The 23,983-nt window shown below is 73.6% G+C and carries 23 protein-coding genes; 6 read left to right on the top strand and 17 right to left on the bottom strand.

Annotated features, from left to right (window positions below; genetic code table 11):
• Positions 1-49 precede the first annotated feature (49 nt).
• Positions 50-1,234 carry a zinc-dependent alcohol dehydrogenase gene (locus HGAM_RS14175; RefSeq protein WP_019146162.1) on the top strand — a complete coding sequence of 395 codons (1,185 nt, stop codon included), beginning with the start codon at positions 50-52 and terminating at the stop codon, positions 1,232-1,234.
• A gap of 76 nt (positions 1,235-1,310) precedes the next feature.
• On the opposite strand, the gene HGAM_RS14170 is transcribed toward HGAM_RS14175, so the two are convergent.
• The 8 genes from HGAM_RS14170 to HGAM_RS14135 form a co-directional block, all read right to left on the bottom strand.
• Positions 1,311-2,069, bottom strand: a complete 759-nt coding sequence (locus HGAM_RS14170) for an isoprenyl transferase (protein ID WP_019146161.1) — start codon at positions 2,067-2,069, stop codon at positions 1,311-1,313.
• Positions 2,070-2,080: 11 nt separating this feature from the next.
• Complete coding sequence (gene recO, locus HGAM_RS14165) at positions 2,081-2,809, bottom strand: DNA repair protein RecO (RefSeq protein WP_019146160.1); 729 nt, start codon at positions 2,807-2,809, stop codon at positions 2,081-2,083.
• A gap of 55 nt (positions 2,810-2,864) precedes the next feature.
• A complete protein-coding gene (locus tag HGAM_RS14160) occupies positions 2,865-4,178 on the bottom strand; it encodes a hypothetical protein (protein ID WP_019146159.1) in 1,314 nt (437 codons plus the stop codon).
• Positions 4,175-4,858, bottom strand: coding sequence for an ABC transporter ATP-binding protein (locus tag HGAM_RS14155; RefSeq protein ID WP_019146158.1), 684 nt, complete (start codon positions 4,856-4,858; stop codon positions 4,175-4,177). Before HGAM_RS14155 ends, HGAM_RS14160 begins: the two co-directional genes overlap by 4 nt.
• Complete coding sequence (locus tag HGAM_RS14150) at positions 4,855-5,376, bottom strand: PadR family transcriptional regulator (protein ID WP_019146157.1); 522 nt, start codon at positions 5,374-5,376, stop codon at positions 4,855-4,857. Before HGAM_RS14150 ends, HGAM_RS14155 begins: the two co-directional genes overlap by 4 nt.
• Positions 5,377-5,543: 167 nt before the next feature.
• Complete coding sequence (gene hglS, locus HGAM_RS14145) at positions 5,544-6,764, bottom strand: 2-oxoadipate dioxygenase/decarboxylase (RefSeq protein ID WP_019146156.1); 1,221 nt, start codon at positions 6,762-6,764, stop codon at positions 5,544-5,546.
• Positions 6,761-8,269, bottom strand: coding sequence for an L-piperidine-6-carboxylate dehydrogenase (gene amaB / locus HGAM_RS14140; protein WP_019146155.1), 1,509 nt, complete (start codon positions 8,267-8,269; stop codon positions 6,761-6,763). The genes hglS and amaB overlap by 4 nt, the downstream gene beginning before the upstream one ends.
• Positions 8,266-9,360 carry a saccharopine dehydrogenase family protein gene (locus HGAM_RS14135; RefSeq protein ID WP_019146154.1) on the bottom strand — a complete coding sequence of 365 codons (1,095 nt, stop codon included), beginning with the start codon at positions 9,358-9,360 and terminating at the stop codon, positions 8,266-8,268. The genes amaB and HGAM_RS14135 overlap by 4 nt, the downstream gene beginning before the upstream one ends.
• Positions 9,361-9,541: 181 nt before the next feature.
• Between HGAM_RS14135 and HGAM_RS14130 the strand changes: the two genes are divergently transcribed.
• Positions 9,542-10,735, top strand: a complete 1,194-nt coding sequence (locus tag HGAM_RS14130) for an MFS transporter (RefSeq protein ID WP_019146153.1) — start codon at positions 9,542-9,544, stop codon at positions 10,733-10,735.
• Positions 10,736-10,793: 58 nt separating this feature from the next.
• Here the strand turns inward: HGAM_RS14130 and HGAM_RS14125 are convergent, their stop codons facing one another.
• On the bottom strand, positions 10,794-11,549 hold the full coding sequence (locus HGAM_RS14125) for an SDR family NAD(P)-dependent oxidoreductase (protein ID WP_019146152.1): 756 nt from the start codon (positions 11,547-11,549) through the stop codon (positions 10,794-10,796).
• 112 nt (positions 11,550-11,661) lie between these two features.
• Between HGAM_RS14125 and HGAM_RS14120 the strand changes: the two genes are divergently transcribed.
• On the top strand, positions 11,662-12,261 hold the full coding sequence (locus tag HGAM_RS14120) for a TetR/AcrR family transcriptional regulator (RefSeq protein WP_019146151.1): 600 nt from the start codon (positions 11,662-11,664) through the stop codon (positions 12,259-12,261).
• Between the two features lie 61 nt (positions 12,262-12,322).
• Here HGAM_RS14120 and leuA read toward each other — a convergent pair whose 3' ends face one another.
• Complete coding sequence (leuA, locus tag HGAM_RS14115) at positions 12,323-14,056, bottom strand: 2-isopropylmalate synthase (protein ID WP_019146150.1); 1,734 nt, start codon at positions 14,054-14,056, stop codon at positions 12,323-12,325.
• A gap of 156 nt (positions 14,057-14,212) precedes the next feature.
• Between leuA and HGAM_RS14110 the strand changes: the two genes are divergently transcribed.
• Positions 14,213-15,262, top strand: coding sequence for a glutathione S-transferase family protein (locus HGAM_RS14110; protein WP_019146149.1), 1,050 nt, complete (start codon positions 14,213-14,215; stop codon positions 15,260-15,262).
• A 7-nt stretch (positions 15,263-15,269) separates the two neighbouring features.
• On the opposite strand, the gene HGAM_RS14105 is transcribed toward HGAM_RS14110, so the two are convergent.
• Genes HGAM_RS14105 through HGAM_RS14085 form a run of 5 tightly spaced genes read right to left on the bottom strand, consistent with a single transcriptional unit; the run spans position 15,270 to position 20,969 of the window.
• Positions 15,270-15,989 carry a VOC family protein gene (locus tag HGAM_RS14105; protein ID WP_019146148.1) on the bottom strand — a complete coding sequence of 240 codons (720 nt, stop codon included), beginning with the start codon at positions 15,987-15,989 and terminating at the stop codon, positions 15,270-15,272.
• A gap of 31 nt (positions 15,990-16,020) precedes the next feature.
• The gene (locus HGAM_RS14100; RefSeq protein WP_038951845.1) at positions 16,021-16,578 is read right to left on the bottom strand and encodes a GrpB family protein; all 558 of its coding nucleotides are present in this window, start codon (positions 16,576-16,578) and stop codon (positions 16,021-16,023) included.
• The gene (locus HGAM_RS19525; protein ID WP_019146146.1) at positions 16,575-18,812 is read right to left on the bottom strand and encodes a transglutaminase TgpA family protein; all 2,238 of its coding nucleotides are present in this window, start codon (positions 18,810-18,812) and stop codon (positions 16,575-16,577) included. Before HGAM_RS19525 ends, HGAM_RS14100 begins: the two co-directional genes overlap by 4 nt.
• Positions 18,799-20,043 carry a DUF58 domain-containing protein gene (locus HGAM_RS19520; protein ID WP_019146145.1) on the bottom strand — a complete coding sequence of 415 codons (1,245 nt, stop codon included), beginning with the start codon at positions 20,041-20,043 and terminating at the stop codon, positions 18,799-18,801. Before HGAM_RS19520 ends, HGAM_RS19525 begins: the two co-directional genes overlap by 14 nt.
• Positions 20,040-20,969: an AAA family ATPase gene (locus tag HGAM_RS14085; protein WP_019146144.1), complete on the bottom strand. Its 930-nt coding sequence runs from the start codon at positions 20,967-20,969 to the stop codon at positions 20,040-20,042. Before HGAM_RS14085 ends, HGAM_RS19520 begins: the two co-directional genes overlap by 4 nt.
• A gap of 63 nt (positions 20,970-21,032) precedes the next feature.
• On the opposite strand from HGAM_RS14085, the gene HGAM_RS14080 reads away from it, so the two are divergent.
• A complete protein-coding gene (locus HGAM_RS14080; protein ID WP_019146143.1) occupies positions 21,033-21,485 on the top strand; it encodes a flavodoxin family protein in 453 nt (150 codons plus the stop codon).
• Here the strand turns inward: HGAM_RS14080 and HGAM_RS14075 are convergent.
• Together HGAM_RS14075 and HGAM_RS19515 are read right to left on the bottom strand one after the other, a co-directional pair.
• Positions 21,482-22,504: a PHP domain-containing protein gene (locus HGAM_RS14075; RefSeq protein ID WP_019146142.1), complete on the bottom strand. Its 1,023-nt coding sequence runs from the start codon at positions 22,502-22,504 to the stop codon at positions 21,482-21,484. The two genes, HGAM_RS14080 and HGAM_RS14075, sit on opposite strands and share 4 nt — an antisense overlap.
• Positions 22,505-22,625: 121 nt before the next feature.
• Positions 22,626-23,519 (bottom strand): NAD(P)/FAD-dependent oxidoreductase, encoded by an 894-nt coding sequence (locus tag HGAM_RS19515; RefSeq protein ID WP_019146141.1) that lies wholly within the window; start codon positions 23,517-23,519, stop codon positions 22,626-22,628.
• A 57-nt stretch (positions 23,520-23,576) separates the two neighbouring features.
• On the opposite strand from HGAM_RS19515, the gene HGAM_RS14065 reads away from it, so the two are divergent.
• Positions 23,577-23,972: a MerR family transcriptional regulator gene (locus HGAM_RS14065; protein WP_019146140.1), complete on the top strand. Its 396-nt coding sequence runs from the start codon at positions 23,577-23,579 to the stop codon at positions 23,970-23,972.
• The last annotated feature ends 11 nt before the right edge of the window (positions 23,973-23,983 follow it).

Here is a 23,983-nt window from a genome sequence, read left to right as displayed (position 1 = left end):
CGCCCGGGTACCCCCTCGACGTCCGACCGCGAAGAGGAGAGCGACCTACATGAAGGCAGTCACCTGGCAGGGCACGCGCAACGTCTCGGTCGAGGAGGTGCCCGATCCCCGCATCGAGCAACCGACCGACGCGATCATCAAGATCACGTCCACGGCCATCTGCGGCTCCGACCTGCACCTGTACGAGCCGCTGGGCCCGTTCATGAAGCCCGGCGACGTGCTGGGCCACGAGCCGATGGGCGTCGTCGAGGAGGTGGGCTCGAGCGTCGGCGACCTGAAGGTCGGCGACCGGGTCGTCATCCCGTTCCAGATCTCGTGCGGCTCCTGCGTCCCCTGCGGCCAGGGCCTCATGACCCAGTGCGACACGACGCAGGTGCGCGAGCAGGGCACCGGCGCGGCGATCTTCGGCTACTCCGAGCTCTACGGCTCCGTGCCGGGCGGCCAGGCCGAGTACCTGCGCGTCCCGCAGGCCCAGTTCACCCACATCAAGGTGCCCGAGGGCCCTTCGGACGACCGCTTCCTGTACCTGTCGGACGTGCTGCCGACCGCGTGGCAGGGCGTCGAGTACGCGGCCGTGCCCGACGGGGGCACGCTGCTCGTCCTGGGCCTGGGCCCGATCGGTGACATGGCGTGCCGCGTCGCCCAGCAGCGTCCGATCGGCAAGATCATCGCCGTCGACCTGGTGCCCGAGCGGCTCGAGCGCGCCCGCGCCCGCGGCATCGAGGTCATCGACCTGCGCGAGCACGGCGACGACCTGCGCGACGTCGTGCTGTCGATGACCGACGGCCGCGGCCCGGACTCGGTGCTGGACGCCGTGGGCCTGGAGGCGCACGGCTCCCCCGTCGCCAAGGTCATGCAGAAGATGACCGGCCTGCTGCCGTCGGCGATCTCCGCCCCGATGATGAAGACCGCCGGCATCGACCGGCTCGGCGCGCTCTACACCGCGATCGACCTGGTGCGCCGCGGCGGCACCGTGTCGCTGTCGGGCGTGTACGGCGGCATGGCCGACCCGATGCCGATGATGCGCATGTTCGACAAGCAGATCCAGCTGCGCATGGGTCAGGCGAACGTCAAGCGGTGGGTGGACGACATCCTGCCGCTGCTGACCGACGACGACCCGCTGGGCGTCGACGACTTCGCCACCCACCACCTCCCGCTGGACCAGGCGCCGATGGCGTACGACCGGTTCCAGAAGAAGGCCGACGGCCACGTGAAGGTCGTCCTCAAGCCCTGACCCCCCAGGCAGGGACACCGGGTCCCGTCAGGCCTCGCCTGGCGGGCCCGGCTGTGCCCGGACGTCGTCGACGTGCTCAGGCGCTGCCGTAGCGGCGGTTGCGCCGGGCGTACTCCTCGACCGCGGCCCACAGCGCGAGCCGGTCGACGTCGGGCCAGGCGATGTCGCTGAACACCATCTCGGCGTAGACCGCCTGCCAGGGCAGGAAGTTGCTGGTGCGCTGCTCGCCGGACGTGCGCCAGAACAGGTCGACGTCGGGCATGTCGGGCTCGTCGAGGTAGCGGGCGAAGACCTTCTCGGTGACCTTCTCCGGGTCGAGCCGGCCGGCCTTCACGTCGCGCGCCAGGGCCGCGGCGGCGTCGGCGATCTCGGCCCGTCCGCCGTAGTTGACGCACATCGTCAGCGTGCAGCGCGTGTTGTGCTTCGTGAGCTCCTCGGCGATCTCGAGCTCGCGGATGACCGAGCGCCACAGCCGCGGACGACGTCCGGCCCAGCGGACGCGCACCCCCAGCGCGTGCATCTCGTCGCGGCGGCGGCGGATGACGTCGCGGTTGAAGCCCATGAGGAAGCGCACCTCCTCGGGCGAGCGCTTCCAGTTCTCGGTGGAGAAGGCGTAGGCGCTGACCGCCTTCACGCCGATCTCGACGGCGCCCTCGACGACGTCGAACAGCGCCGCCTCGCCGCGCTCGTGGCCGGCGGTGCGCGGCAGGCCGCGGGCCTTGGCCCAGCGCCCGTTGCCGTCCATGACGATGGCGACGTGGCCCGGGACGAGCTCGGGCGGCAGGCTCGGGGCGGTGGCCCCGCTCGGGTGCGGGGTGGGCTGGCGGTAGGTCATGTGGGTCGGCCTCAGCGATCGACGTGCGCCAGCGAGCGGAGGCCGCGCTCGAGGTGCCAGGACAGGTAGGCCGACACGTGGCCGCTGGCGTCGCGCCGGGACCGCTCGTCGGAGACGTCGGCGACCGGCCAGTCGCCGGCCAGGAGCGCGCCGAGCAGCTCGACGGTCGCCGCGGCGGGCGTGGACGAGCCGGGGACGCGGCAGCGGTCGCACAGCGTGCCGCCGGAGGGGACGTGGAAGTTGCGGTGCGGACCCTCGAGGCCGCACAGCGCGCACGCGGCGAACGTCGGCGCGTAGCCGGCGACCGACAGCGCGCGCAGCTGGTAGGAGTCGAGGATGAGCCCCGGGCTGTGCCGGCGCATGGCCAGCGCGTTCAGCGCGCCGACCAGCAGCTGGTACTGCTGGACGGCGGGCTCGCCGTCGCCGTCGACGAGCCGCTCGGCGGTCTCGAGCATGGCCGAGCCGGCGGTGTAGGACGGGTAGTCGCCGCCCAGGTCCTTGGCGAACGCCGACAGGGTGACGGCCTGGGTGATGGTGTCGAGGCTGCGCCCCTCGGCGAGCTGCAGGTCGACGTGCATGAACGGCTCGAGCCGGGCTCCCCAGCGCGAGGACGTCTTGCGGACGCCCTTGGCCACGGCGCGCACGAGCCCGCGCTCGCGGGCCAGCAGCGTGATGATGCGGTCGGCCTCACCGAGCTTGTGCGTGCGCAGGACGACGGCCTGGTCGCGGTAGAGGCTCACCGCACCATGGTGCCACCCGGCGCCGACACCGGCCTCTCCCCCACGCCGTCACCCGCTACGCCGTCCGCAGGTTCACCGGGTCCGTCGCCGCATCGGCCAGAGGCCCGACCAGCCGGGCTGCCAGGACCACCGCGAGCGCCACGAGGGCGACGACCGCGGCCGCGCCCACCGTGACCAGCAACAGCTCGACCAGTCCGCCGCCGGCGAGCAGCCAGCCGTAGACAGGGCCCCCGAGAAGCGCACCGGGGACGGCGAGGGGCAGCGTCGCCGCCAGGGCCTCCGCCCGGACCGACCGTCGGACGACGGAGGCCGGCACACCTCCGGCCACGATCGCGGCGACGGAGCGGCGCCGGTCGGTCAGCACCTCGACGGCGTGGACGACCAGCGACCCACACACCAGCAGCAGCGCGACGCCCGCGACCAGGCCGACCGTGACGAGTGATGCCACGAGACCCACGTCCGGGTCACCGGAGCTCCGGGTGTCGACCACGAGGCTGAGCACGGTCGCGAGCGCCAGGGCCACGGCGCCCGTCGCGGCGCCCGCTCGCGCGGCCGGCCCCGGATCCGCGGCGATGCGGCGCAGCCCGAGGACGGCGGCAGGGTGGCGAGGACGGTGCAGGGCCCGCAGGGCCGAACGCCGAACCAGCCAGGGCGCGAGGCTCGCCGCCCCGACCACGAGAAGGACGATGGCCGCCAGCAGCGCCGCTGTCGTGACGGTCCGCCCTCCTCCGCCGAACGAGACCAGCGCGAGCACCAGGGCGCCGGCCAGCGGGATGAAGCCCCAGGGACGCGGAGGGCGGCGCAGCCCTCGGGAGACGAGCCACGAGTCGGCGGCGCGGGCGGCTGCCCGACGGCCGGCCCACGCGCCGTAGGCGGCGACCGTCAGCAGCACCGGCACCGTCCACCACCCCGGCCCCGTCTGCTCGGGTACCACCGAGCCGACTCGGCCCATGTGGGGCCCGGACAGCAGCAGCCGGAGTCCGCCATGCACGAGGAGGCCGCCGACCGCACCGACGGCGGCCGGCACGCCGACCTCGATCGCGCCCCAGCGGCGCAGGTCGGCCGGCGCGGCCCCGCCCACCGCGAGCGCGCCGAACCTGCGCTCCCGCTCCCCCGCTCCCAGGCGAAGCGACTGGTCGAGCAGCAGCAGGAACGGGAGCGCAGCCAGCACGATGCCCAGCACGGCTCCGCCGCGCGTTCCCGGGTCGGCGATCGGAGCCAGCAGGCGTTCAGGGATGGATCCGGAGCCGAGGCGCAGCACCGACACCGCGACGAGCAGCAGACCGCTCGTGAACGCCGTGCAGACGGCGACGGTCGCAGCCCGCCCGATACCGCCGGTGCGCACGACGACGAGCCACAGCGGCCTCATCGAAGCGCTCCCGCCGGCTCGGTGCTGCCGTCCTCGACGGAGACCTCACGGTCCATGCGCGCAGCCACGCGGTTGTCGTGCGTGACGACGACGAGGGCCGCGTCGCAGCTGCGCGTCGCCTCCAGCAGCACGGCCATGACCTCGTCCGCGCCGACCGTGTCGAGCGACCCGGTCGGCTCGTCGGCCAGGACGAGCTGCGGACCGGTCACCAGCGCCCGGGCGATCGCCGCCCGCTGCGCCTGCCCGCCCGAGATCTCGGCAGGTCGCGCGTCGGCGAGCTCGGCGACGCCCAGGCGGGCGAGCCACTCATGGGCCAGGAGCGCGGCCGAGCTGCGCTCGACCTTCTCCAGCAGCAACGGCAGGGCCACGTTCTCCAGGACGGTGAGCTCCGGGACCAGCTGGCCGTGCTGCAGCACCAGGCCCATCTCGCGCCGGCGCAGCCGCGCCCGCTCGTCCGCGGTCATCGCGTCGTAGCGGCGACCCAGGTAGGTCACGCCACCGGCGTCCGGCAGGAGCACCCCGGCCAGGCACAGCAGCAGGGTCGACTTGCCGCTGCCGGAGCGTCCCCGGACGGCCACCCGCTCGCGCGGGCCGACGGTCAGCGACGCCCCGCGGAGGGCGGGCGTACGTCCGAAGGACTTCTGCAGCCCGGTGGCGTGCAGCAGGGTCGTGCTGTTCATGACGCGTTCCTCTCGGCGGTGACGCGGTCGTGTGCTGACTCCAGCCAGCGCAGGTCGGCGTCCAGGTGGGCGATCGTGTGGTCCAGGGCGATGCGGTGGGCGACGTCGGTGACGGCGTCCTGCTCGGCGAGCAGCAGGCGCATCACCTCCAGGTGGGCGACGCGCTGCGTGCGGAGGAACCGAGACGCGTCCGCCCCCAGGGCGAGCGCGGTGACGGTCTTGCGGACGAGCTCGTCGGCCGCGTAGCGGTGCGGCTCCTCCGGGTCGGCGAGCCACTCGTCCAGGACGCGGCGGCCCGCCTCGGTCAGCGCGAAGACGACGCGCTCCGGGCCCTGGTCCTGGTCGGTGCCGACACGCTCGACGAAGCCGTCGCGCTCGAGCCGGCCGAGCGTCGCGTAGACCTGGCCGAACGCGAGCGGGCGCGCCGCGGCGAAGCGCACGTCGTGCGCCCGCTTGAGGTCGTACCCGTGCTGGGGCCCTTCGGCGAGCAACCCCAGCACCACGTGGTTGAGTGCCATGGCTCATCTATACACCGAGTGAATACTTATGTGCGCCGTTCCGAGGCCTGAGTTGGATGATCATCCATCCGTGGCCTAGGCTCGACGGGTCGTCACCTCTCGCCGGGTGGCGTCCACGACCCCGGGAGGCTCCACCCTCGCCGGGGTCACCTACGTCCTGGCCCCTTTCAGCGGGACGCGGCGCGCTCGGCCTCGTACAGCGCGTAGGGGTCGTGCAGCTCGCGGCCGAGAACGTCCTGCATCCACGTCGCGTCACGAGCCGCGGCCCGGCGCGTGGCGTCCGCGCGGCCCTCGCTCGTCAGGTTCGAGGCGAAGATGCCCGCGGCGGACTTGGGCAGGAAGTCCTCGTAGACGATCGGCTGCAGGCCACCGTGCTCGTCACGCGTGTAGTAGGCCAGGTTGGCCGCGTCGAGCTCGGCCTCGGTGTCGGGGAACGCGTCGATCCCCCGCCCGTCGTACAGCGCGCGGCCCTCCGGCGTCAGCGCGACGCCCCGCGCCTCCACCTCGCCGAAGCGCACCCGCAGCGTCCCGTCGACCACGGTGCCGTCGGGCTCGCGGAAGCGTCGCGGCTCGGCCAGCGCCTTGAAGGACGTCTGGCGCAGCAGCACGTCCGGCTTCTCCGTGCGCGACGGGCCCTGGATGCGGTCGATCATCTCGATGCCGCGCGCCTGCATGCGCTCGTAGAGGGCGTCGATGTCGAGCACCCGCGGCGTGAGGTGGTTGATGTGCGTCGAGGTGACGCCGCCGATGTCGGCCGCGACGCTCGAGACGTCCTCGAGCCGCTGGTACCAGGCCCGGTCGACCGGCTCCGGCGACAGCGCGAACGACGCGGTGGCCAGCTCCAGGAAGCGGTCGGCGTCGGCCTCGGACAACCCGCCGTCGCGCTCGGCGAGGTCGGCCAGGGCGAGCAGCTCCTCGGGGAACAGCCGGCGCGCCGCCAGGAACTCGCGCAGCTCGGCCTCCAGCGCCTCGTCGAAGAAGCGCCGGTCGTCCACCACCAGCAGCGACGTGAACACCCGGAACGGGTTCGCGGCCAGCTCGGCGCGGTCGACCGGACGGAACGCCGTCGACACCACCGGGATCGGCGGCGTCGCCTCGCGCAGGTCGTAGAAGCCCACCGGGTGCATGCCGCAGGCCCCGAACACGCGGGCGACCTGGGCCAGCTCCTCGGGGGTGCCGACCCGGATCGCGCCGTGCCGCTCGGCCGTGACCCGCTCGATCGTGCCCAGCCGCTCGGCGACGTCACCGAGCCGCTCGAGCACCTCCGCGTTCACCTGCTCGGAGACCTCGACGAGGGTCGTGTAGGCCGGCACCTCGGTGCCGTAGAGCGCCGAGAGCGCGGCGGCGAACCGCGCCCTCAGCGTCGTGGGCGTGACCGCAGGGCTCACACGAACTCGACCCCCTGGGCCAGCGGCAGCTCGGTGGAGTAGTTGATCGTGTTGGTGGCGCGGCGCATGTACGCGCGCCACGAGTCCGAGCCGGACTCGCGACCGCCGCCGGTCTCCTTCTCGCCGCCGAACGCGCCGCCGATCTCCGCCCCGGAGGTGCCGATGTTGACGTTGGCGATGCCGCAGTCCGAGCCGGTGACCGACACGAACGTCTCGGCCTCGCGGACGTCGGAGGTGAAGATCGCCGACGACAGGCCCTGCGCGACGTCGTTGTGCAGAGCGACGGCCTCGTCGAGCGTCTCGTAGCCCAGGACGTACAGGATCGGCGCGAACGTCTCGGTGCGGACGACGTCGGTCTGCGCGGGCATGTCGAGGATCGCGGGCTCGACGTACTGGCCACCGCCCTTGACCGGGGCGACCCCACCGCCGGTGACGAGCGTGCCGCCGTCGGCCTGGGCCTGGGCGATCGCGGCCTCGAACGCCTCGCGCGCGGACGCGTCGATGAGCGGGCCCACGAGGGTGCGCTCCTCCAGCGGGGAGCCGATCGCGAGGGTGCCGTACGCCTTCGCCAGCCGCTCGACCAGCTCGCTGCGCACCGACTCGTGGACGATCAGGCGGCGCAGGGAGGTGCAGCGCTGGCCCGCCGTGCCGACGGCCGAGAAGACGATGCCGCGCACGGCGAGGTCGAGGTCGGCGCTCGGCGCCACGACGGCCGCGTTGTTGCCCCCGAGCTCGAGCAGCGAGCGGCCCAGCCGCGCCGCGACGCGCGGGGCGATCTGCTTGCCCATGCGGGTCGAGCCGGTGGCCGAGACCAGAGGGACGCGCGGGTCGTCGGCCAGCGCCTCGCCGACCTCGCGTCCGCCGACCAGCACCTGGACGAGGCCCTCGGGCGCGCCGGCCCGGCGGGCTGCCTCGGCGGCGATCGCCTGGCAGGCCAAGGCGGTCAGGACCGTCTTCTCCGACGGCTTCCAGACGACGGGGTCGCCGCAGACCAGGGCGAGCGCGGAGTTCCAGGACCACACCGCCACCGGGAAGTTGAACGCCGAGATGATGCCGACGACGCCCAGCGGGTGCCACTGCTCCATCATCCGGTGGCCGGGACGCTCGGACGCGATCGTCAGGCCGTGCAGCTGGCGCGACAGACCCACGGCGAGGTCGCAGACGTCGATCATCTCCTGCACCTCGCCCAGGCCCTCGGACAGGATCTTGCCGGCCTCGATCGAGACCAGGCGGCCGAGGTCCTCCTTGTGCTCGCGCAGCAGCTCGCCCATCTCGCGCACCACCTGGCCGCGGACCGGCGCCGGCACGGTGCGCCACTGCAGGAAGGTGGCGTGCGAGCGTCCGACCACGTCGGCGACGTCCTGGGCGGTGTGCTCGACCAGACGGCCCAGCTCGCTGCCGTCGACCGGGGTGCGGGCGACGAGCGTGCCGTCGGCGTCGAACGGGTCGCCCACGCCCAGGCGAGCGAGCAGGTCGGTGGTCAGGGCGTCCAGCGAGGTGGTCATGCGGGCCTTCCGGTCTGGGTGGGTCGGTCGAGCAGCGCGCCGGCCCTGGTGGCGTGCAGGTCGGCCAGCGCGACGTCCTCCTGCCTCAGGAAACCAGACGCGGGAAGCACCCCGTCGGCGACCAGCTCGACGACCGCGACGCACGACGCGGCGGTCGTCCAGGAGATGGCCCGCCAGGTGCGTCCGGCGATCTCGATCGGCAGGTAGCTGCGCACGTGGTTGGCACGGGCCGGGCGTCCGTCGCGCACGCCCTCGACGGCGACGTGGACGTGCACGACGTCGTCGTCGACCGGCGGCTTGGCGTCCTGCAGGATGCGTCCGGCCAGCTCGCGGTCGGCCCGCAGGCCGAGCTCGTCGAACAGGAAGCGCATCTGGGCGAAGTGCCCCGGGTAGCGCATCGTCTTGTAGTCGAGCCGGTCGACGCGGCCCTCGTAGGTGCGGCACATCGTGCCCAGGCCGCCGGACGTCAACGACGCCTCGAGCTCGAGCCCGCCGAGCACGACGCGCTCGTCGTCGCTCATGGCCGGGACGAGCTGGCGACGCCCACCGCGCACGACCTCGCAGTCGTTGAGGTACTCGTTGACCACGCCCTCGGCCGACCAGGTGAAGGCGTAGCCGAGCAGGCCGGTCGGGTTCTGCGGCAGGGCGCCGACCTTGAGCTCCATGGAGCGCAGCGACTCGAACTCCTGGGCCAGCGACGCGGCGACGATGCCGACCAGCCCGGGCGCGAGCCCGCACTGCGGGGCCATGAGCCCGCGGGCGTCCTGCGCGGCGAGCTGGATGATCCGGTCGGTCGTCGGCACGTCCTCGGTGAGGTCGAAGTAGTGCACGCCGAGCTCGTGCGCGGTCTCGGCGACCGGGATGTTGGCGTGGAACGGCAGGCACGACACGACGGCGTCGACGCCGCGCAGCGCCTCGCGCAGGGCACCGCGGTCGGACGCGTCCAGCTGGTGCACCTCCAGGCCCGGGCGGTCGCGGACGGCGGCGTCGAGCCCGACGACCTTGAACCCGGACTCGGTGAGCAGGGTGGCGACGAGCTCGCCGACCTTGCCGAGGCCGAGCACGGCGACCTGGTTGATGATGCGCGACATGGACGCTCCTGTCCGTCGGCGAGCCGGTTCGCGGCGCGCGGGCGATCGACGCGCGAGGTGACGTGCGTCACAGCCAGCATACTGCTGTACCGTCCGGCCGGTACAGCACCCGCGGGTTAACTTCTCGTGTCGTCCCGAGCCGCCGTCGTCGGGGCTGGCCCGCGGTGGCAGGCTGGTCGCCGTGACCTTCCTGCGCGGCGAGCGGGCCCTGTGGGCCCTCGTGCTCGCCTTCACCGTCACCATGATCGGCACGACGATGCCGACCCCGCTCTACACGCACTACCAAGCCGAGCTCGGGTTCTCGCTGAGCACGTCGACGGTGATCTTCGCGGTCTACGCGATGGGCGTCCTGGCGGCGCTGCTCGTCACCGGACGTTGGTCGGACGCCGTCGGCCGCCGGCCGCTCCTCCTGGGGGGCCTTGCCTTCGCGCTGGCCAGCGACCTTGTGTTCCTGGTGGCGGACGCGACCTGGATCCTGCTGCTGGGCCGCGTGCTGTCGGGCATCTCGGCCGGCGTCTTCGTCGGCACGGCCACCGCGGCCGTCGTCGAGGCCGCGCCCGAGAATCGCCGCGCCTGGGCCCCGGTCGCCGCCACCGCCGCCAACATCGGCGGCCTCGGCCTCGGACCGCTGCTCGCCGGTCTCCTCGTCGACCTGGCGCCGTGGCCGCTGCACCTGACGTTCGTCGTCCACGCCGTGCTGACGCTGGTCGTCGCCGTGCTCGTCTGGGGTGTTCCGGAGACGGTGGAGCGGGTGCCCGGGGCGAAGCTCCAGCTGCAGCATCCCGAGGTGCCCACGGCCATCCGCTCCGCGTTCGTCGCGGCCGGCATCGCCGGGTTCGCCGGGTTCGCCGTCACCGGGCTGCTCACCGCCGTGTCACCGCGCCTCGTGGCGCAGGTGCTCGACGACCCGTCGGCCGTCGTGCAGGACTCGATCATCGTCGTCGCGCTCATGGTCTCGGTGGTCGTGCAGGTCGTCCTGCGCCGCATCCCCACGAACACCGGCGTCGACCTGGGCTGCGCCCTGCTCGCCCTGGGCTCCCTCGTGCTCGTCGCCGGCCTGTGGACCGACTCGTACGCCGTGCTGCTCGCGTCGGCGTTCCTGATCGGCCCGGGCCAGGGGCTGAGCTTCGGCAAGGGCCTGGCCTCGCTGCTGGAGCGGGTCGAGCCGCACCAGCGCGCCGGCGTCAGCTCGGCGTTCTTCATCGTCGGCTACGTCGCCATCTCGCTGCCGGTGATCGGCGCGGGCCTGGCCGCCCAGGAGTGGGGCCTCGAGGCCGCCGCGGAGTCGTTCGGTCTCGGCGTCGCCGCCCTGTCGCTGCTGGCCCTCGCCGCGCTCGTGGTGGAGCAGCGCCGCACGCAGCCCGCCACCGTCTGACCGACGCGACGAGGCCCCGCCGGAAGCGTCCGGCGGGGCCTCGTCACGTCCACGGGCCTCACTGCGCGGCGTAGCCGCCGTCCACGAGGTGGTAGCTGCCGGTCACGAACGTCGCGGCGTCCGACACCAGGAAGGCGACGAGGCTCGCGACCTCGTCGGAGGTGCCGAGCCGGCCGGCCGCGTGCTTGTCGGCGAGCGCCTGCTGCGCGGCGTCGTCGAGGTTGGCCTCGAGCAGCGGCGTCGCGATGAAGCCGGGGCCGACCGCGGTGACGCGGACCTGCTGCGTGCCGTACTCGAGCGCGGCGTTCTTGGTCAGGCCGAGCAGGCCGTGCTTGGCGGTCACGTAGGCCGAGGAGCCGGGGATGCCGACCGAGCCGAGCACCGACGCCATGTTGACGATCGCGCCGCCGCCGTTCGCGGCCATCGCCGGCGCCTGGGCGCGGACGCCGTAGAAGACCGCGTTCAGGTTGACCTCGATCACCTTGCGCCAGGCGTCCTGCGGGTAGTCGCCGACGGTCTCGGCCGGACCGCCGATGCCGGCGTTGTTCACCGCGACGCGCAGCGGAGCGAGCTCCTGGGCGGCGGCGACCATCGCGTCCGCCACGCCGTCGGCGGCGACGTCGCCGACGAAGGCCCGGGCGGTGCCGCCCGCGGTGGTGATCTCCTCGACGACGGCGTCGGCCGCGTCCTGCGAGATGTCGGCGACCAGGACGGCCGCGCCGTTCTGCGCGAGCAGGGTGGCGACCGCGCGCCCGATGCCCGATCCCGCTCCGGTCACGATCGCCGAGCGGTCCGCCACGTCGTACGTAGCCATGGGGTTCCTCCTTCTGGCGTCGCGACGGCGGCGCCGGGACTCTATCCGACAAGTGTCGAACACTTTCCCCAACCTACTCCGGTGCGGAATCATTCCGCGCGGAGGTGGGGTCATGGACGCACGACAGCGACGCTCGCGCGAGCGGCTGCACGCGGCGGTGCTCGAGCTGGCCGACACGCGGGCGGTCGACGAGCTGTCGGTCACGGAGGTCGCCGCGGCGGCCGGGGTGCACCGCTCGACGTTCTACGAGCACGCCGCCTCCCCCGTCGCGCTGCTGCAGCAGGCGCTCGTGAGCGAGCTCGACACCCTGCGCGACGAGCTGCTCGCCGACACGACCACCGACGTCGAGCAGGCGGTCACCCGCACGACGCGGGCGGTGCTGGACCACGTCGAGCGGCACGCCGACATCTACCGCCGCGGCCTCGGGGCCGGCAGCGGGGCGGCCAGCCTGCACGCCATGCTCAGCGGCCACTTCCTGGAGTCCAGCCGCCGGCTCGGCGAGCTGGCGCGGGTCGACGTCCGCGTGCCGGTGCCGGACGTCGCGGACGACGTCGTCGCCGACGCGGCCATCCGCTTCATCGCCGACGGCACGGTCGGCGTGATCGAGGGCTGGCTCGACGCGCCCGAGCCGAAGGTCGACGACTTCATGCGGGTGTACGTCAGCCTGCTGCCCGCCTGGTGGCCCAAGGACCTCACCGCCGCGACCCCGTAGGACGCACGAGGGCCGCCCACCCACGACCGGCGTGGACGGACGGCCCCGTGGCCGAGCCGGCTCAGTGCGCCGGGATGGTCTCCGCCTCGGCGCGGTTGGCGGCACACACGACGGCCCGCAGCGACGCCGTGACGATGTTGGCGTGGATGCCGACGCCCCACACGACCTCGCCGGCGATCTCGCACTCGACGTACGCCGCGGCCATGGCGTCGCCGCCGGCCGAGAGCGCGTGCTCGCTGTAGTCCAGCACGCGGATCTCCGAGCCCGCCTGGCGCATGCCGTCGACGAACGCGGCGACCGGACCGTTGCCCTCGCCCTTGAACGAGCGCTTCTCGCCGCGGACGACCAGGTCGACGACCTGCTCGTCGTGGCCGTCCTCGTGCGTGACCGAGCTGAAGCTGCGCAGCGAGTACGGCTCCTCGCGCTCGAGGTACTCGCGCTGGAACGCGCCCCAGATCTCGCCGGCGTCGATCTCGCCGGCCTCGCCCTCGCTCATCGTCTGGATGGCCCGGCTGAACTCGATCTGCAGGCGGCGCGGCAGGTCCAGCTGGTGCTCGGCCTTGAGGATGTAGGCGACACCGCCCTTGCCCGACTGGCTGTTGACCCGGATGACCGCCTCGTACGTGCGGCCGACGTCGTGCGGGTCGATCGGCAGGTAGGGCGCCTCCCAGTCGATCTCGGAGACTTCGACGCCCTGCTCGGCGGCGCGGCGCTCCAGGTCCTCCAGGCCCTTCTTGATCGCGTCCTGGTGCGAGCCGGAGAACGCCGTGTAGACCAGGTCGCCGGCGTACGGGTGGCGCGGGTGGACCGGCAGGTTGGTGCAGTACTCGACCGTGCGGCGGACCTCGTCGATGTCACCGAAGTCTACCTGCGGGTCGACGCCCTGGCTGAACAGGTTCATGCCCAGCGTCACCAGGTCGACGTTGCCGGTGCGCTCGCCGTGGCCGAACAGGCAGCCCTCGACCCGGTCGGCGCCGGCCATCACGGCCAGCTCGGTGGCAGCGACGGCGGTGCCGCGGTCGTTGTGCGGGTGCACCGAGATGCACACGGAGTCGCGACGCGAGACGTTGCGGCTGAACCACTCGATCTGGTCGGCGTAGACGTTCGGCGTGGCCGACTCGACGGTGGCCGGCAGGTTGAGCACGATCTCGCGGCCGGGCTCGGGCCGCCAGACGTCCATGACCGCCTCGCAGACCTCCAGCGAGAACTCCAGCTCGGCGCTGGAGAAGATCTCCGGGCTGTACTGGTAGCCGAACTCGGTGCCGGCCATGTTCAGCTCGGCGTGCTTCATGACCAGCTCGGTGCCGTGGGTGGCGATGGCCTTGACCTCGTCGCGCGAGGCGTTGAACACGACCCGGCGGAACAGCGGGGCGACGGCGTTGTACAGGTGGATGTTCGCGCGCCGGGCGCCGGCCAGCGACTGCGTGGTGCGCTCGATCAGGTCCTCGCGGGCCTGGGTCAGCACGGAGATGGTGACGTCGTCGGGGACGACGTCCTCCTCGATCAGCGAGCGGACGAAGGCGAAGTCGGTCTCGGACGCCGACGGGAAGCCGACCTCGATCTCCTTGTAGCCCATGCGCACCAGCAGGTCGAACATGCGGCGTTTGCGGGCCGGGGTCATCGGGTCGATGAGCGCCTGGTTGCCGTCGCGCAGGTCGGTGGAGAGCCAGCGCGGCGCCTGCGTGATCTGCTTGCTCGGCCAGGTGCGGTCGGGCAGGTCGATGGGCGGGAACGCGTGGTAGCGGCCGAACGGCATCGGCGAGGGCTGCTGGGGAGAGACGGCGTTGTTCTTCATGGGGACTCCTCGTGCTGGGTGTCAGGGGGCGCCACCGGTGGGTGGCAGGCGGCCGGCCATGACGAGAACCCGCGTCCGAGGAGTCCGACCTAGAGGGCCTCGGCGCGGCAGCGAAGGAGGAGGTTCGCGTAACGCATCGCCACCTAGGCTAGCAGCATGACCGACGACCTCTCGACGACCGGCTCGTACGTGAAGCCGGGGGCCCAGTTCGACCGCGACATGAGCTACATCCCCGACCGGATCACCGCCGGCGGCCGCGCGCCGGTCGACGGCCGCGCGGGCACGGGCCACCCCTCCCCCGCCGACGCCCCGCTGTGGCCGGTCGAGCCGGGCCGCTACCGGCTCGTCGCCGCGTACGCGTGCCCGTGGGCGAACCGCTCGATCATCGTGCGCCGGCTGCTCGGCCTGGAGGACGCGATCAGCCTGGGCACGCCCGGCCCGACGCACGACAAGCGCAGCTGGACGTTCGACCTCGACCCCGGCGGCGTCGACCCCGTGCTCGGCATCGAGCGGCTGCAGGACGCCTACCTGGCCCGCTACCCCGACTACCCGAAGGGCATCACCGTCCCGGCGATGGTCGAGGTCGCGAGCGGCCAGGTCGTCACCAACGACTTCCCGTGGATCACCCACGACCTGTTCTTCGAGTGGACCGAGCACCACCGTCCCGGCGCGCCCGACCTGTGGCCCGAGGCCACGCGCGACGAGATGGAGGACGTCATGAAGCGCGTCTTCACCGAGGTCAACAACGGCGTGTACCGCTGCGGCTTCGCGGGCTCGCAGGAGGCCTACGACGAGGCGTACGACCGGCTCTGGACGGCGCTGGACTGGCTCGAGGAGCGGCTCTCGACCCGCCGCTACCTGATGGGCGACACGATCACCGAGGCCGACGTGCGGCTGTTCACGACCCTGGCCCGCTTCGACGCGGTCTACCACGGCCACTTCAAGTGCAACCGGCAGAAGCTCACCGAGATGCCGGTGCTGTGGGCGTACGCGCGCGACCTGTTCCAGACGCCCGGCTTCGGCGACGAGACCGACTTCGAGCAGATCAAGCAGCACTACTACGTGGTGCAGACCGACATCAACCCGACGCAGATCGTGCCGCAGGGCCCGGACCCGCTCGTGTGGCTGACCCCGCACGGACGCGAGGAGCTCGGCGGCTCGCCGTTCGGCGACGGCACCCCGCCGGCACCGCGCGCGGACGTCTGAGAAGCGGCTAGGCCGGCGCGGGCAGCAGGCACACCTCGTTGCCCGACGGGTCGGCGAACAGCCACCACGGGAGCCCGGGCGCGAGCGGCGCCAGCGCGCGTCCGCCCCGCTCCGCGATGCCGGCGGCGACCTCGTCCGGGTCGTCGCCGGGGTCGAGCCGCATGTCCAGGTGCAGGCGGTTCTTCGCCGCGCCCTTCGGGCCGGGCTCGGGGCACAGCTCGAGCAGCGGCCCGCGTCCCGACGGGTGCTGGAGCGTACGGGGTGCGAGGCCGTCGACCTCGGTCCATCCGCTCAGCCAGGCCCAGAAGGCGACGTCGCGTCCGGGGTCGGCCGAGTCCAGCGGCAGGGCCGACACCGGGCCGCTCACCGGGTCGACCGCCCGCTCCTCCAGGACGCAGAAGGGGTTGCCCTCGGGATCGGCCAGCACCACCCACGGGACGGCACCCTGACCGACGTCCAGGTGACGCGCGCCCAGGCCGAGCAGGCGCTCGACCACCGCGTCCTGCTCGGTGCCGCCGCGCAGGTCCAGGTGCAGCCGCGGCGACGGCGGCGGGGTTCCCGGGACCGGCTGGAAGCAGACGTCGAGCACGGGGCCTCCGGGCACGGCGACCCTCGTCTCGAAGCCGTCCGCGTCGTCGGTCAGTGGCTCCCCACCGAGCGCCGCCTGCCAGAACCGGCCGAAACGAGCGGGGTCGGCCGCGTCGACGACCAGGTTCTCCAGGTGCATCCGGACACCGTTGGCGACGTCGGGACCGGGCCTAGAAGGTCGCCAGCGCCCAGGCCTCGGCCCGCGAGGTGGCAGCTGCGACGAACGTCGTCTTGGCCTGGGCGTAGTCGTTCATGTCGTCCCAGTCGCGCTGCGCCAGCTCGCGCTTGAGCTCCTCGTAGGCGCGACGGTCGGTGGCGTCCAGGCGCAGCCAGTCGCGGAACACGAGGTGCCGGTACGCCCAGTCGCTGCCCGCCTCGCAGACGTGCACGTGGACGTCGCGGGCCGGCGTGCGGAGCATGCGGTGCCCCTCCTCGCGGACGCGCAGCTCGTAGCCGGCGCGCAGCAGCGGCGGCACGTAGGCGAACTCGTCGTCGGGGTCGCGCACCTGGACCAGCACGTCCACGATCGGCTTGGCGGCGAGGCCGGGGACGCTCGTGGAACCGATGTGGTCGACGCGGCGAGCCTGCCCGTCCAGCGCGCGCTGGATGCGCTCGGCCTCCTCGCGGAAGCGCACGGGCCAGCCGTGGTCGTAGTCGACGATCTCGATGCGGCGGCGCTCACGGCCGCCGATCAGCACGCCTGGTCGGATGACGTCCCCCGAAGTCATGCGTCCAGTCTCGCACCGGGCCGGTCGTCGTCGGCCACCCGAGGCCCGGTGTCTCGACGTCCGGTCAGCGAGCGGGGCAGGACGACGGCCCGCCAGCGTGCCGCCCGCCCCGCGCCGTCGCGCAGGCCGGCGAGCGCGGTCCGCAGGTCGGCGCGCACGTCGGGGGACGCGTCGTCCGACGGCGGGCCGAACCGCTCGCGCTCGTAGGCGCGCAGCAGGCGCTCGACGGCCTCGCGGTCGCTCCCGGGCACGGCGGCGAGCATCGCCGCCTCCTCGCGCGGGGTCGCGCCCGGCGGTGCGGGGAGTCCCAGGTCGTAGGCCGTGTCGAGCAGCTCCTCCCACGCCGGGGCCACCGCGCCCTCGGCGGCGCGCAGGCGCAGCCGCCGGCGCACCTCGCGCACGGCGGCCGGGACGCCGAGCACGACGAGCAGGGCCGCGAGCGCGCCGAGGAGCGGGCCGAACGAGGTCTGCGGCTCGTCCTGCTGCTGGGCCTGCGGCCCCTGGTCCGCCTCGTCCGGACGGGCCTGCGGGGTCTCCGTGGGCGTCGTGGGCTCCGGCGTCGCGGTGTCGCCGGTCGTCTCCCCCGCCTCCTCGTCCTCGGCGAGGTCGGTGGCCGAGCCGATGCCGGGGGTCGGGTCGAAGCCGATCCAGCCGACGTCCGCGAAGTACAGCTCGGGCCAGGCGTGCAGCGTGTCGGAGGTGTTCTGGAAGACCGCCCGGTCCTGGTCGTCGGTGCCGATGCGCTCGCCCGGGGCGAACCCGACCACCACGCGCGACGGGATGCCCAGGTCACGGGCCATGACGGCCATCGACGATGCGAAGTGGACGCAGTAGCCCGACCGGGCCTCGAGGAACTCGGCGATGACGTCGATGCCGCTGCCGTCGTAGCCGGCCTCGACCGGCGCCGTCTCGGAGTACTCGAACGAGCCGTCGCGGAAGTACGACTGCAGGGCCAGGGCCTTGTCGTAGTCGGTGCCCGCCCCGGCGGTCACCTGCCGTGCCGTGCGCGAGATCACGTCGGGCAGCCGGGGCAGGTCGAGGTAGGGGCGCACGCCGAGGCCGTTCGGACTCCCGGCGTCGCGGACCTCGTCGTCGGTGGGCGTGAGCGGCCGCGACTCCACCGTGTAGGTCTGCCCGTCCGTGGTGGCGCTGGACGACGACATCGTGAGCCCCTGCTCGTCCAGGCTCCAGGTGCCCTCGAGGCCCTCGACCGTGTCGACCGGGTAGGTGAGCGGCAGGCGCGACGAGTCCAGCTCGCGGATGCGGATCGACGTGCGCACCGGCTCGGTGTCGGGGTCCGCCTCGCGCGGCAGCTCGACCGCCCCGAAGCGGGCCGAGCGGCGCGACGGCGCCCAGGTGGACCCGTCGAACTCGCGCAGCGTCGCCACGCGCAGGTACTGCGGGTCCTCGGACGTCGTGGAGTACTCCAGCGACGTCACCGTGTCGCCGCGGCGCAGGTTCGAGCCGAGCTCGACCATCGGGTTGATGCCGCGCGAGAACACCTCGGGCGGCGCGCCGCCCCACTCGGACGCGAGGGTGACGACGCGCGGCAGGGCGGTGGGCACGACGACGCTCAGCACCACGGCGCCCACGCCGATGACGGTCGCCGGCACCCGGTGGACGCCGAGCGGCGCCCCGTGGGCCGAGGCGACGTCCTCGAGCCGCAGCAGGACCAGCCACACCACCGCGACGACCACGAAGATCGTCATGGACGGCTCGTCGCCCACGATCAGCGCGGGGCAGACGTACATCGCCACCATGACGACGCCGACGCCCACGGCCGACGTGAGCGACACCAGCAGGGTGTCCAGGACGATCGCCAGCAGGCCGAAGGCGGCGGCGAGGACGAACGAGATCGGGGCCACCGGGTCGACCGGCGCCACCTCCTCGACCACGACCCGGCCGGCGCGGCGTCCGACGTCCAGCAGCTCGGGGATGCTCGACGGGGTCGGGACGAACCCGGCGATCGTCGTCGTCGGCGCGAACACCGCGACCAGCACGACGAACCACACCACCAGGCCGACGAGCATGGCCGGCAGCCGCACGGCGCGGCCGACGGCCGACCCCAGCAGGCTGGCCGCCACGACGCTGACCGACGTCCACCACCAGGCCCAGCCCTCCACGACCATGCGGAACCCGCTGAGCAGGGCCGCGACCGCGACGAGCAGCAGCGCGGACTGGAGCCAGGGGGTGACCGACGCCGAGCGGGGCGCCGGACGCTCAGCGCGCAGCACCGGTGGCCTCCACGTGCTCGTGCCAGAGGGCGCGCAGGTCGTCCGAGGACCGGTAGGTCACGCAGCGCCAGCCGCGGTCGTGCAGCACGCCGATCGCCGCCGGCGGCGACCCGTGCGCGACCAGGGCGACCGAGCGGCGTCCGGCCAGGCGGGCCCAGGTCCGGGCCGAGCGCTCGTCCACGCGGCCGAGCACCGCGACGACGGGCACGTCGCCGGCCGCGCCGGTGAGCGGTGCGGTGTCGCCGGACGGCTCGAGCATCGCCAGGTCGACCAGGACGTCGCGGACGGTGTCCTGGCCCTCGCCGACGACCCGCTGCACCGCCGTGCCGGGCACCTCGACGTGGACGACGTACCCGCCCCCGGCCAGGTGCTCGACCAACGAGGCGCAGGCGGAGATGGCCCACTCCAGCGTCGGCGAGTGCTCCCAGGCGCCCTGCCGGTCGCGCTGGGCGTCGTGCGCGGCCGCCGACCCGTCCAGGACGACGAGGACCGACGGATTCACGCGCTGCTCCTCCTGGCGCACCATGAGCTGGCCGCGGTGCGCGGTGGCCTTCCAGTGCAGCCGGCGCACCTCGTCGCCGGGGACGTACGGACGGGCGATGACGTCGTCCTCGCCGACGCCGACGTGCTGCGGCGCGGGCATCGTGGCCCCGCTCTCGGCCCGTCCGGCCCGGTCGTCGTCGCCGAGCCCGTGGCGCCGCGGCAGGACGACGACGTGGTCGACGTGGGTGGTGCTGCGGTGGCGGGTCACGAGGCCGAACGGGTCGCCGGCCTCCAGCGCGAGCGGGCCGACCGGGTGCCGGCCGCGCCGGGTGCCGCGCAGCGCGTAGCGGACCTGGACCTGGCGGCTGGAGCCGCCGAGCGCGTCCAGGACGCCGTGGGCGTCGGCGACCAGCGACGAGCCGACGCGGTCGGTCCAGCGCACGTGCAGGCTGGGCAGGACGGCGGTGCTGCGGACGGAGAGGGTGACGACGACCGGCTCGCCGGGATCGGCCACCTCGGGCCGGAACGACCGCACGACGGCGACCCGGGCGTGGCCTGCCGCGACGTGCACGGCGGCGCACACGACCAGGGCGACCAGCAGGACGCCCACGTGGACGAACGGGCCGACGTCGGCGCGGGCTCCGACGACCGGCAGGGCCAGTCCCGCCACCAGGAAGCCGAGCCCGCGGCGGGTCAGCCGGTAGGTGCCGAGAACGTCGCGCAGGCGACGGACCCGCTCCCCGATCACGAGGTCCGCCGGGCCCCGGCCGGGACGGGCGTCGCGGCGACCAGGCGGTCGACCACCTCGGTCGCGGTGGCTCCGCCGCGGCGCACCTGCAGCCGGTGGGCCAGCACCGGCACGGCCAGCGCGTCGACGTCGTCGGGCAGCACGAAGTCGCGGCCCTGGACGTACGCCCGGGCCTTCGCCGCGCGGGCGAGCTGCAGGGTGGCACGGGGGCTGGCGCCGAGCCGCAGGTCGGCGTCCTCGCGCGTGCCCCGCACCAGGTCGACGACGTAGCGCTCGACCGGCTCGGACAGGTAGACGCCGCGCGCCTCGGCGATCATCTGGTGGACGTCCTCCACCGTGGCGACCGGCGCCAGCGCGTCGAGCGGGTTGGTCGCGTCGCGGTGGCGCAGCATCGCCAGCTCCGCATCCACGCCGGGGTAGCCGAGCGAGATCTGCGCCATGAACCGGTCGCGCTGGGCCTCGGGCAGCGAGTAGGTGCCCTCCATGTCGACCGGGTTCTGGGTGGCGACGACGAAGAACGGGCTGCCCAGCTGGTGCGTGGTGCCGTCGACGGTGACCTGCCGCTCCTCCATGGCCTCGAGCAGCGCCGACTGGGTCTTGGGCGAGGCGCGGTTGATCTCGTCGCCGATGAGGATGTTGGTGAACACCGCGCCGGGCTTGAACTCGAACTCGCCGGCGCTCTGGTTGAACGCCGAGACGCCCGTGACGTCGGAGGGCACGAGGTCGGGCGTGAACTGGATGCGGCGCACCGAGCAGCCGATCGAGCGGGCGAGCGACTTGGCCAGGACGGTCTTGCCGACGCCGGGGACGTCCTCGAGCAGCAGGTGCCCCTCGGCGACCAGCACCACCAGCGCGGTCTCCACCGCCTCGGGCTTGCCGTCCATCACGCTGGACACGTTGGCCAGGATGCGCTCCGTCACCGCCATGCCGAATCCTAACCACACGGTGACAACCCGCTCCCGGTGAACGGGCGGGCTAGCGTGGGCCCCATGGCCCGCCTGCTCGTCGTCCACCACTCCCCCACGCCGCGCGTGCGCGAGCTCACCGACGCGGTGCTGGCCGGGGCGGGAGACGGCGCGATCGAGGGCGTCGAGGTCGTGGAGCGTCCGGCCCTCGAGGCGACGGCCGACGACGTCCTGGCCGCGGACGGCTACGTGCTGCTCACCCCGGCCAACTTCGGGTACCTGTCGGGGGCCCTCAAGCACTTCTTCGACACCACCTACGACGCCGTGCGCGAGCCCACCGCCGGACGTCCGTTCGGGTACGCGATCCACGGCAGCACCGACACGTCCGGCGCCGAGCGGGCGATGGTGGCGATCACCACCGGTCTGGGCTGGAACCTCGTCGCCGCGCCGCTGACGATGCTCGGCGAGCTCGACGACGAGCACCGCGAGCGCGCCTACGAGCTGGGCGGCACGGTGGCCGCGCTCGTCGCCGGCTAGCCCTTCTTGCGCCGCGTCCAGGCGAGCAGCTCGTCCTTGGGCCAGGTCGTGACGATGCGCTCGGCCGGGATGCCGTGGGCGGCGGCGCGCTCGGCTCCGTAGTCGAGGAAGTCGAGCTGGCCCGGCGCGTGGGCGTCGGTGTCGATCGCGAACAGGCAGCCGGCCTCCATCGCGAGCTCGATGAGGTCGTCCGGCGGATCCTGGCGCTCCGGACGGCTGTTGATCTCGACCGCGACGTCGAGCTGCGCGCAGGCCTCGAAGACGATCTCGGCGTCGAACGCGGACTGCGGACGCGTGCCCCGGCTGCCCTCGACCAGACGTCCGGTGCAGTGCCCCAGCACGTTGGTGCGCGGATTGGCGATCGCGCCGACCATGCGCCGGGTCATGGCGTCGTGGTCCATGCGCAGCTTGGAGTGGACGCTCGCCACCACGACGTCGAGCCGGTCGAGCATCGCCGGGGTCTGGTCCAGCGCGCCGTCGTCGAGGATGTCGACCTCGATGCCGGTGAGCAGCGTGAAGTCGTCCCAGCCGTCGTTCAGCTCGGCGACGACGTCCAGCTGCTTCGCCAGCCGCTCGGCGCTGAGGCCGTTGGCGACGGTGAGCCGGGGCGAGTGGTCGGTGAGCGCCTGGTACTCGCGGCCGCGCTCGCGGGCCACGCGGGCCATCTCCTGGATCGGCGAGCCGCCGTCGGACCAGTCCGAGTGGCTGTGCAGGTCGCCGCGCAGCAGGGCCCGCAGCTCGGCACCACCGTCGGCGAGCGGCCCGTCGCCCCGCTCACGCAGGTCGGCGAGGTAGTCGGGCACGTCCCCGGCCAGCGCCTGCTCGACGACCGCGAGCGTCTTGGGGCCGAGGCCCTTGACCTTGCCCAGGCTCCCGGCGTCCGCGCGCTGCGCGACCTGCTCGGGACCCAGCTCGTCGAGGGCGGCGGCGGCCTTGCGGAACGCCTCGACCCGGTAGGTCTTGGCCCGCTCCCGCTCGAGCCAGAAGCCGACTTCCTTGAGCGCGTCCACCGGATCCATGGCGCCCATCGTCGCGGAGCGGTGCGACAGCGTCCACCGGAGCCCGGCCGCGCCCGCCCGGTGGCGGTGAGCCTGCGTCCACCGACCCACTCGCGGTGGACGCAGGCTCACCGCCGCGGGATCAGAGCAGGCTCTGGACGCAGGCGGCGCCCGCCTTGAGGCCGGACGCCGCGGCGACGAGCACCGCGGCCAGCGCCATGGGCAACGAGGCCTCGTGCGCCATGTCGCCGGCGGCGAGGACGCCGTCGACGCTGGTGCGTCCCATGACGTCGACCTCCACCCCGCCCGAGGGCAGGGTGGCCAGTCCGAGCTGCTCGGCGAACGGGGCGGCCTGGTGGCTGGTCGGGCCGACGAACAGCCCGCCGAGCGCCACCGGCTCGCCCTCGACGACGGCGACCAGACCCGCGCCGGAGCGCTCGACCCGCTCGACCTTGCCCTCGACGACCGAGGCCCCGCGGGCGGCCAGGAACGCGCGCGCGTCCTCGTCCACCGGCTCGCCGTCTGCCAGCACGACCATCGATGCCGCGACCGGCGCCATCATGGCCACGAGGTGCCCGGCCCGCTCGGCCCCGAGCACGCCCACGACCTGGCCAGCCATCTCGTGGCCGTGGCAGAACGGACAGTGCGCCACGAGGTCGCCCTCGCGCCACAGCTCGTCCACGCCGGGCACGTCCGGCACCTCGTCACGCAGGCCGGTGGCCAGGATGATCCGGCGGGACCGCTCGACCGAGCCGTCGGCCAGGTGGACGGCGAAGTCGTCCGCCACCCCCGACACGCGGTCGACGGCGGCCGCGCGTACCTCGACGGTGTCGTAGGCGGCGAGGTCGGACCGCGCCGCCTCACGCAGCTCGGCCGGCGGGGTGCCGTCCTGGGCGAGGAAGTTGTGCATGTGGGCCGCGGGGTCGTTGCGGTAGCTGCCGGCGTCCAGCAGCAGCACCGAGCGGTGCAGCCGGCCGAGGGTGAGCGCGGCCTGCAGGCCCGCGGGTCCGCCGCCGATGATGATGACGTCGCGCATGATCAGGTTCCTTCCTGGGAATCGTTGTCAGGAACGAGCCTGTATGTTCAGGTCGACATGAAGTCAACTCTCTCGATCGGCGAGCTCGCCGCTCGCTTCGACCTGGCCACCCACGTCCTGCGCCACTGGGAGGACGTCGGGCTGCTACGTCCCGCGCGGGACGCGGGCGGGCGGCGCGTCTACGCCGACGACGACGTCGTCCGCGTGGCGGTGGTCGTGCGCAGCAAGGCGGCCGGCATGAGCCTGGAGCAGATCGCCGTGCTGCTCGACCAGGAGGCCCGCGACCGGCACGTCGTCCTGGAGGAGCACGTGGCCGAGCTGGACCGGCGGATGGCCGAGATGGCGCTCTCGCGCGAGATGACCCTGCACGCGCTGCACTGCGAGGCGCACGACATCACCCGCTGCCCGAACTTCCGCGGCCACCTGGACGACCTGCTCGCCCGCTCGTCGTAGGCGGCCGGTCA

This window comes from Aeromicrobium massiliense JC14 (assembly GCF_000312105.1).
Taxonomy (GTDB): Bacteria; Actinomycetota; Actinomycetes; order Propionibacteriales; family Nocardioidaceae; genus Aeromicrobium; species Aeromicrobium massiliense.
Note: the sequence above shows the minus strand (reverse complement) of the source record. Positions and strands in the feature narration are given on the sequence as shown.

Excerpts from the sequence above, each read along its gene's own strand:
- HGAM_RS14175 (WP_019146162.1), top strand. The coding sequence starts at position 50 with ATGAAGGCAGTCACCTGGCAGGGCACGCGCAACGTCTCGGTCGAGGAG.
- HGAM_RS14170 (WP_019146161.1), bottom strand. The coding sequence starts at position 2,069 with ATGACCTACCGCCAGCCCACCCCGCACCCGAGCGGGGCCACCGCCCCG.
- HGAM_RS14160 (WP_019146159.1), bottom strand. The coding sequence starts at position 4,178 with ATGAGGCCGCTGTGGCTCGTCGTCGTGCGCACCGGCGGTATCGGGCGG.
- HGAM_RS14155 (WP_019146158.1), bottom strand. The coding sequence starts at position 4,858 with ATGAACAGCACGACCCTGCTGCACGCCACCGGGCTGCAGAAGTCCTTC.
- HGAM_RS14150 (WP_019146157.1), bottom strand. The coding sequence starts at position 5,376 with ATGGCACTCAACCACGTGGTGCTGGGGTTGCTCGCCGAAGGGCCCCAG.
- amaB (WP_019146155.1), bottom strand. The coding sequence starts at position 8,269 with ATGACCACCTCGCTGGACGCCCTGACCACCGACCTGCTCGCTCGCCTG.
- HGAM_RS14135 (WP_019146154.1), bottom strand. The coding sequence starts at position 9,360 with ATGTCGCGCATCATCAACCAGGTCGCCGTGCTCGGCCTCGGCAAGGTC.
- HGAM_RS14125 (WP_019146152.1), bottom strand. The coding sequence starts at position 11,549 with ATGGCTACGTACGACGTGGCGGACCGCTCGGCGATCGTGACCGGAGCG.
- HGAM_RS14120 (WP_019146151.1), top strand. The coding sequence starts at position 11,662 with ATGGACGCACGACAGCGACGCTCGCGCGAGCGGCTGCACGCGGCGGTG.
- leuA (WP_019146150.1), bottom strand. The coding sequence starts at position 14,056 with ATGAAGAACAACGCCGTCTCTCCCCAGCAGCCCTCGCCGATGCCGTTC.
- HGAM_RS14110 (WP_019146149.1), top strand. The coding sequence starts at position 14,213 with ATGACCGACGACCTCTCGACGACCGGCTCGTACGTGAAGCCGGGGGCC.
- HGAM_RS14105 (WP_019146148.1), bottom strand. The coding sequence starts at position 15,989 with ATGCACCTGGAGAACCTGGTCGTCGACGCGGCCGACCCCGCTCGTTTC.
- HGAM_RS14100 (WP_038951845.1), bottom strand. The coding sequence starts at position 16,578 with ATGACTTCGGGGGACGTCATCCGACCAGGCGTGCTGATCGGCGGCCGT.
- HGAM_RS14085 (WP_019146144.1), bottom strand. The coding sequence starts at position 20,969 with ATGGCGGTGACGGAGCGCATCCTGGCCAACGTGTCCAGCGTGATGGAC.
- HGAM_RS14080 (WP_019146143.1), top strand. The coding sequence starts at position 21,033 with ATGGCCCGCCTGCTCGTCGTCCACCACTCCCCCACGCCGCGCGTGCGC.
- HGAM_RS14075 (WP_019146142.1), bottom strand. The coding sequence starts at position 22,504 with ATGGATCCGGTGGACGCGCTCAAGGAAGTCGGCTTCTGGCTCGAGCGG.
- HGAM_RS19515 (WP_019146141.1), bottom strand. The coding sequence starts at position 23,519 with ATGCGCGACGTCATCATCATCGGCGGCGGACCCGCGGGCCTGCAGGCC.
- HGAM_RS14065 (WP_019146140.1), top strand. The coding sequence starts at position 23,577 with ATGAAGTCAACTCTCTCGATCGGCGAGCTCGCCGCTCGCTTCGACCTG.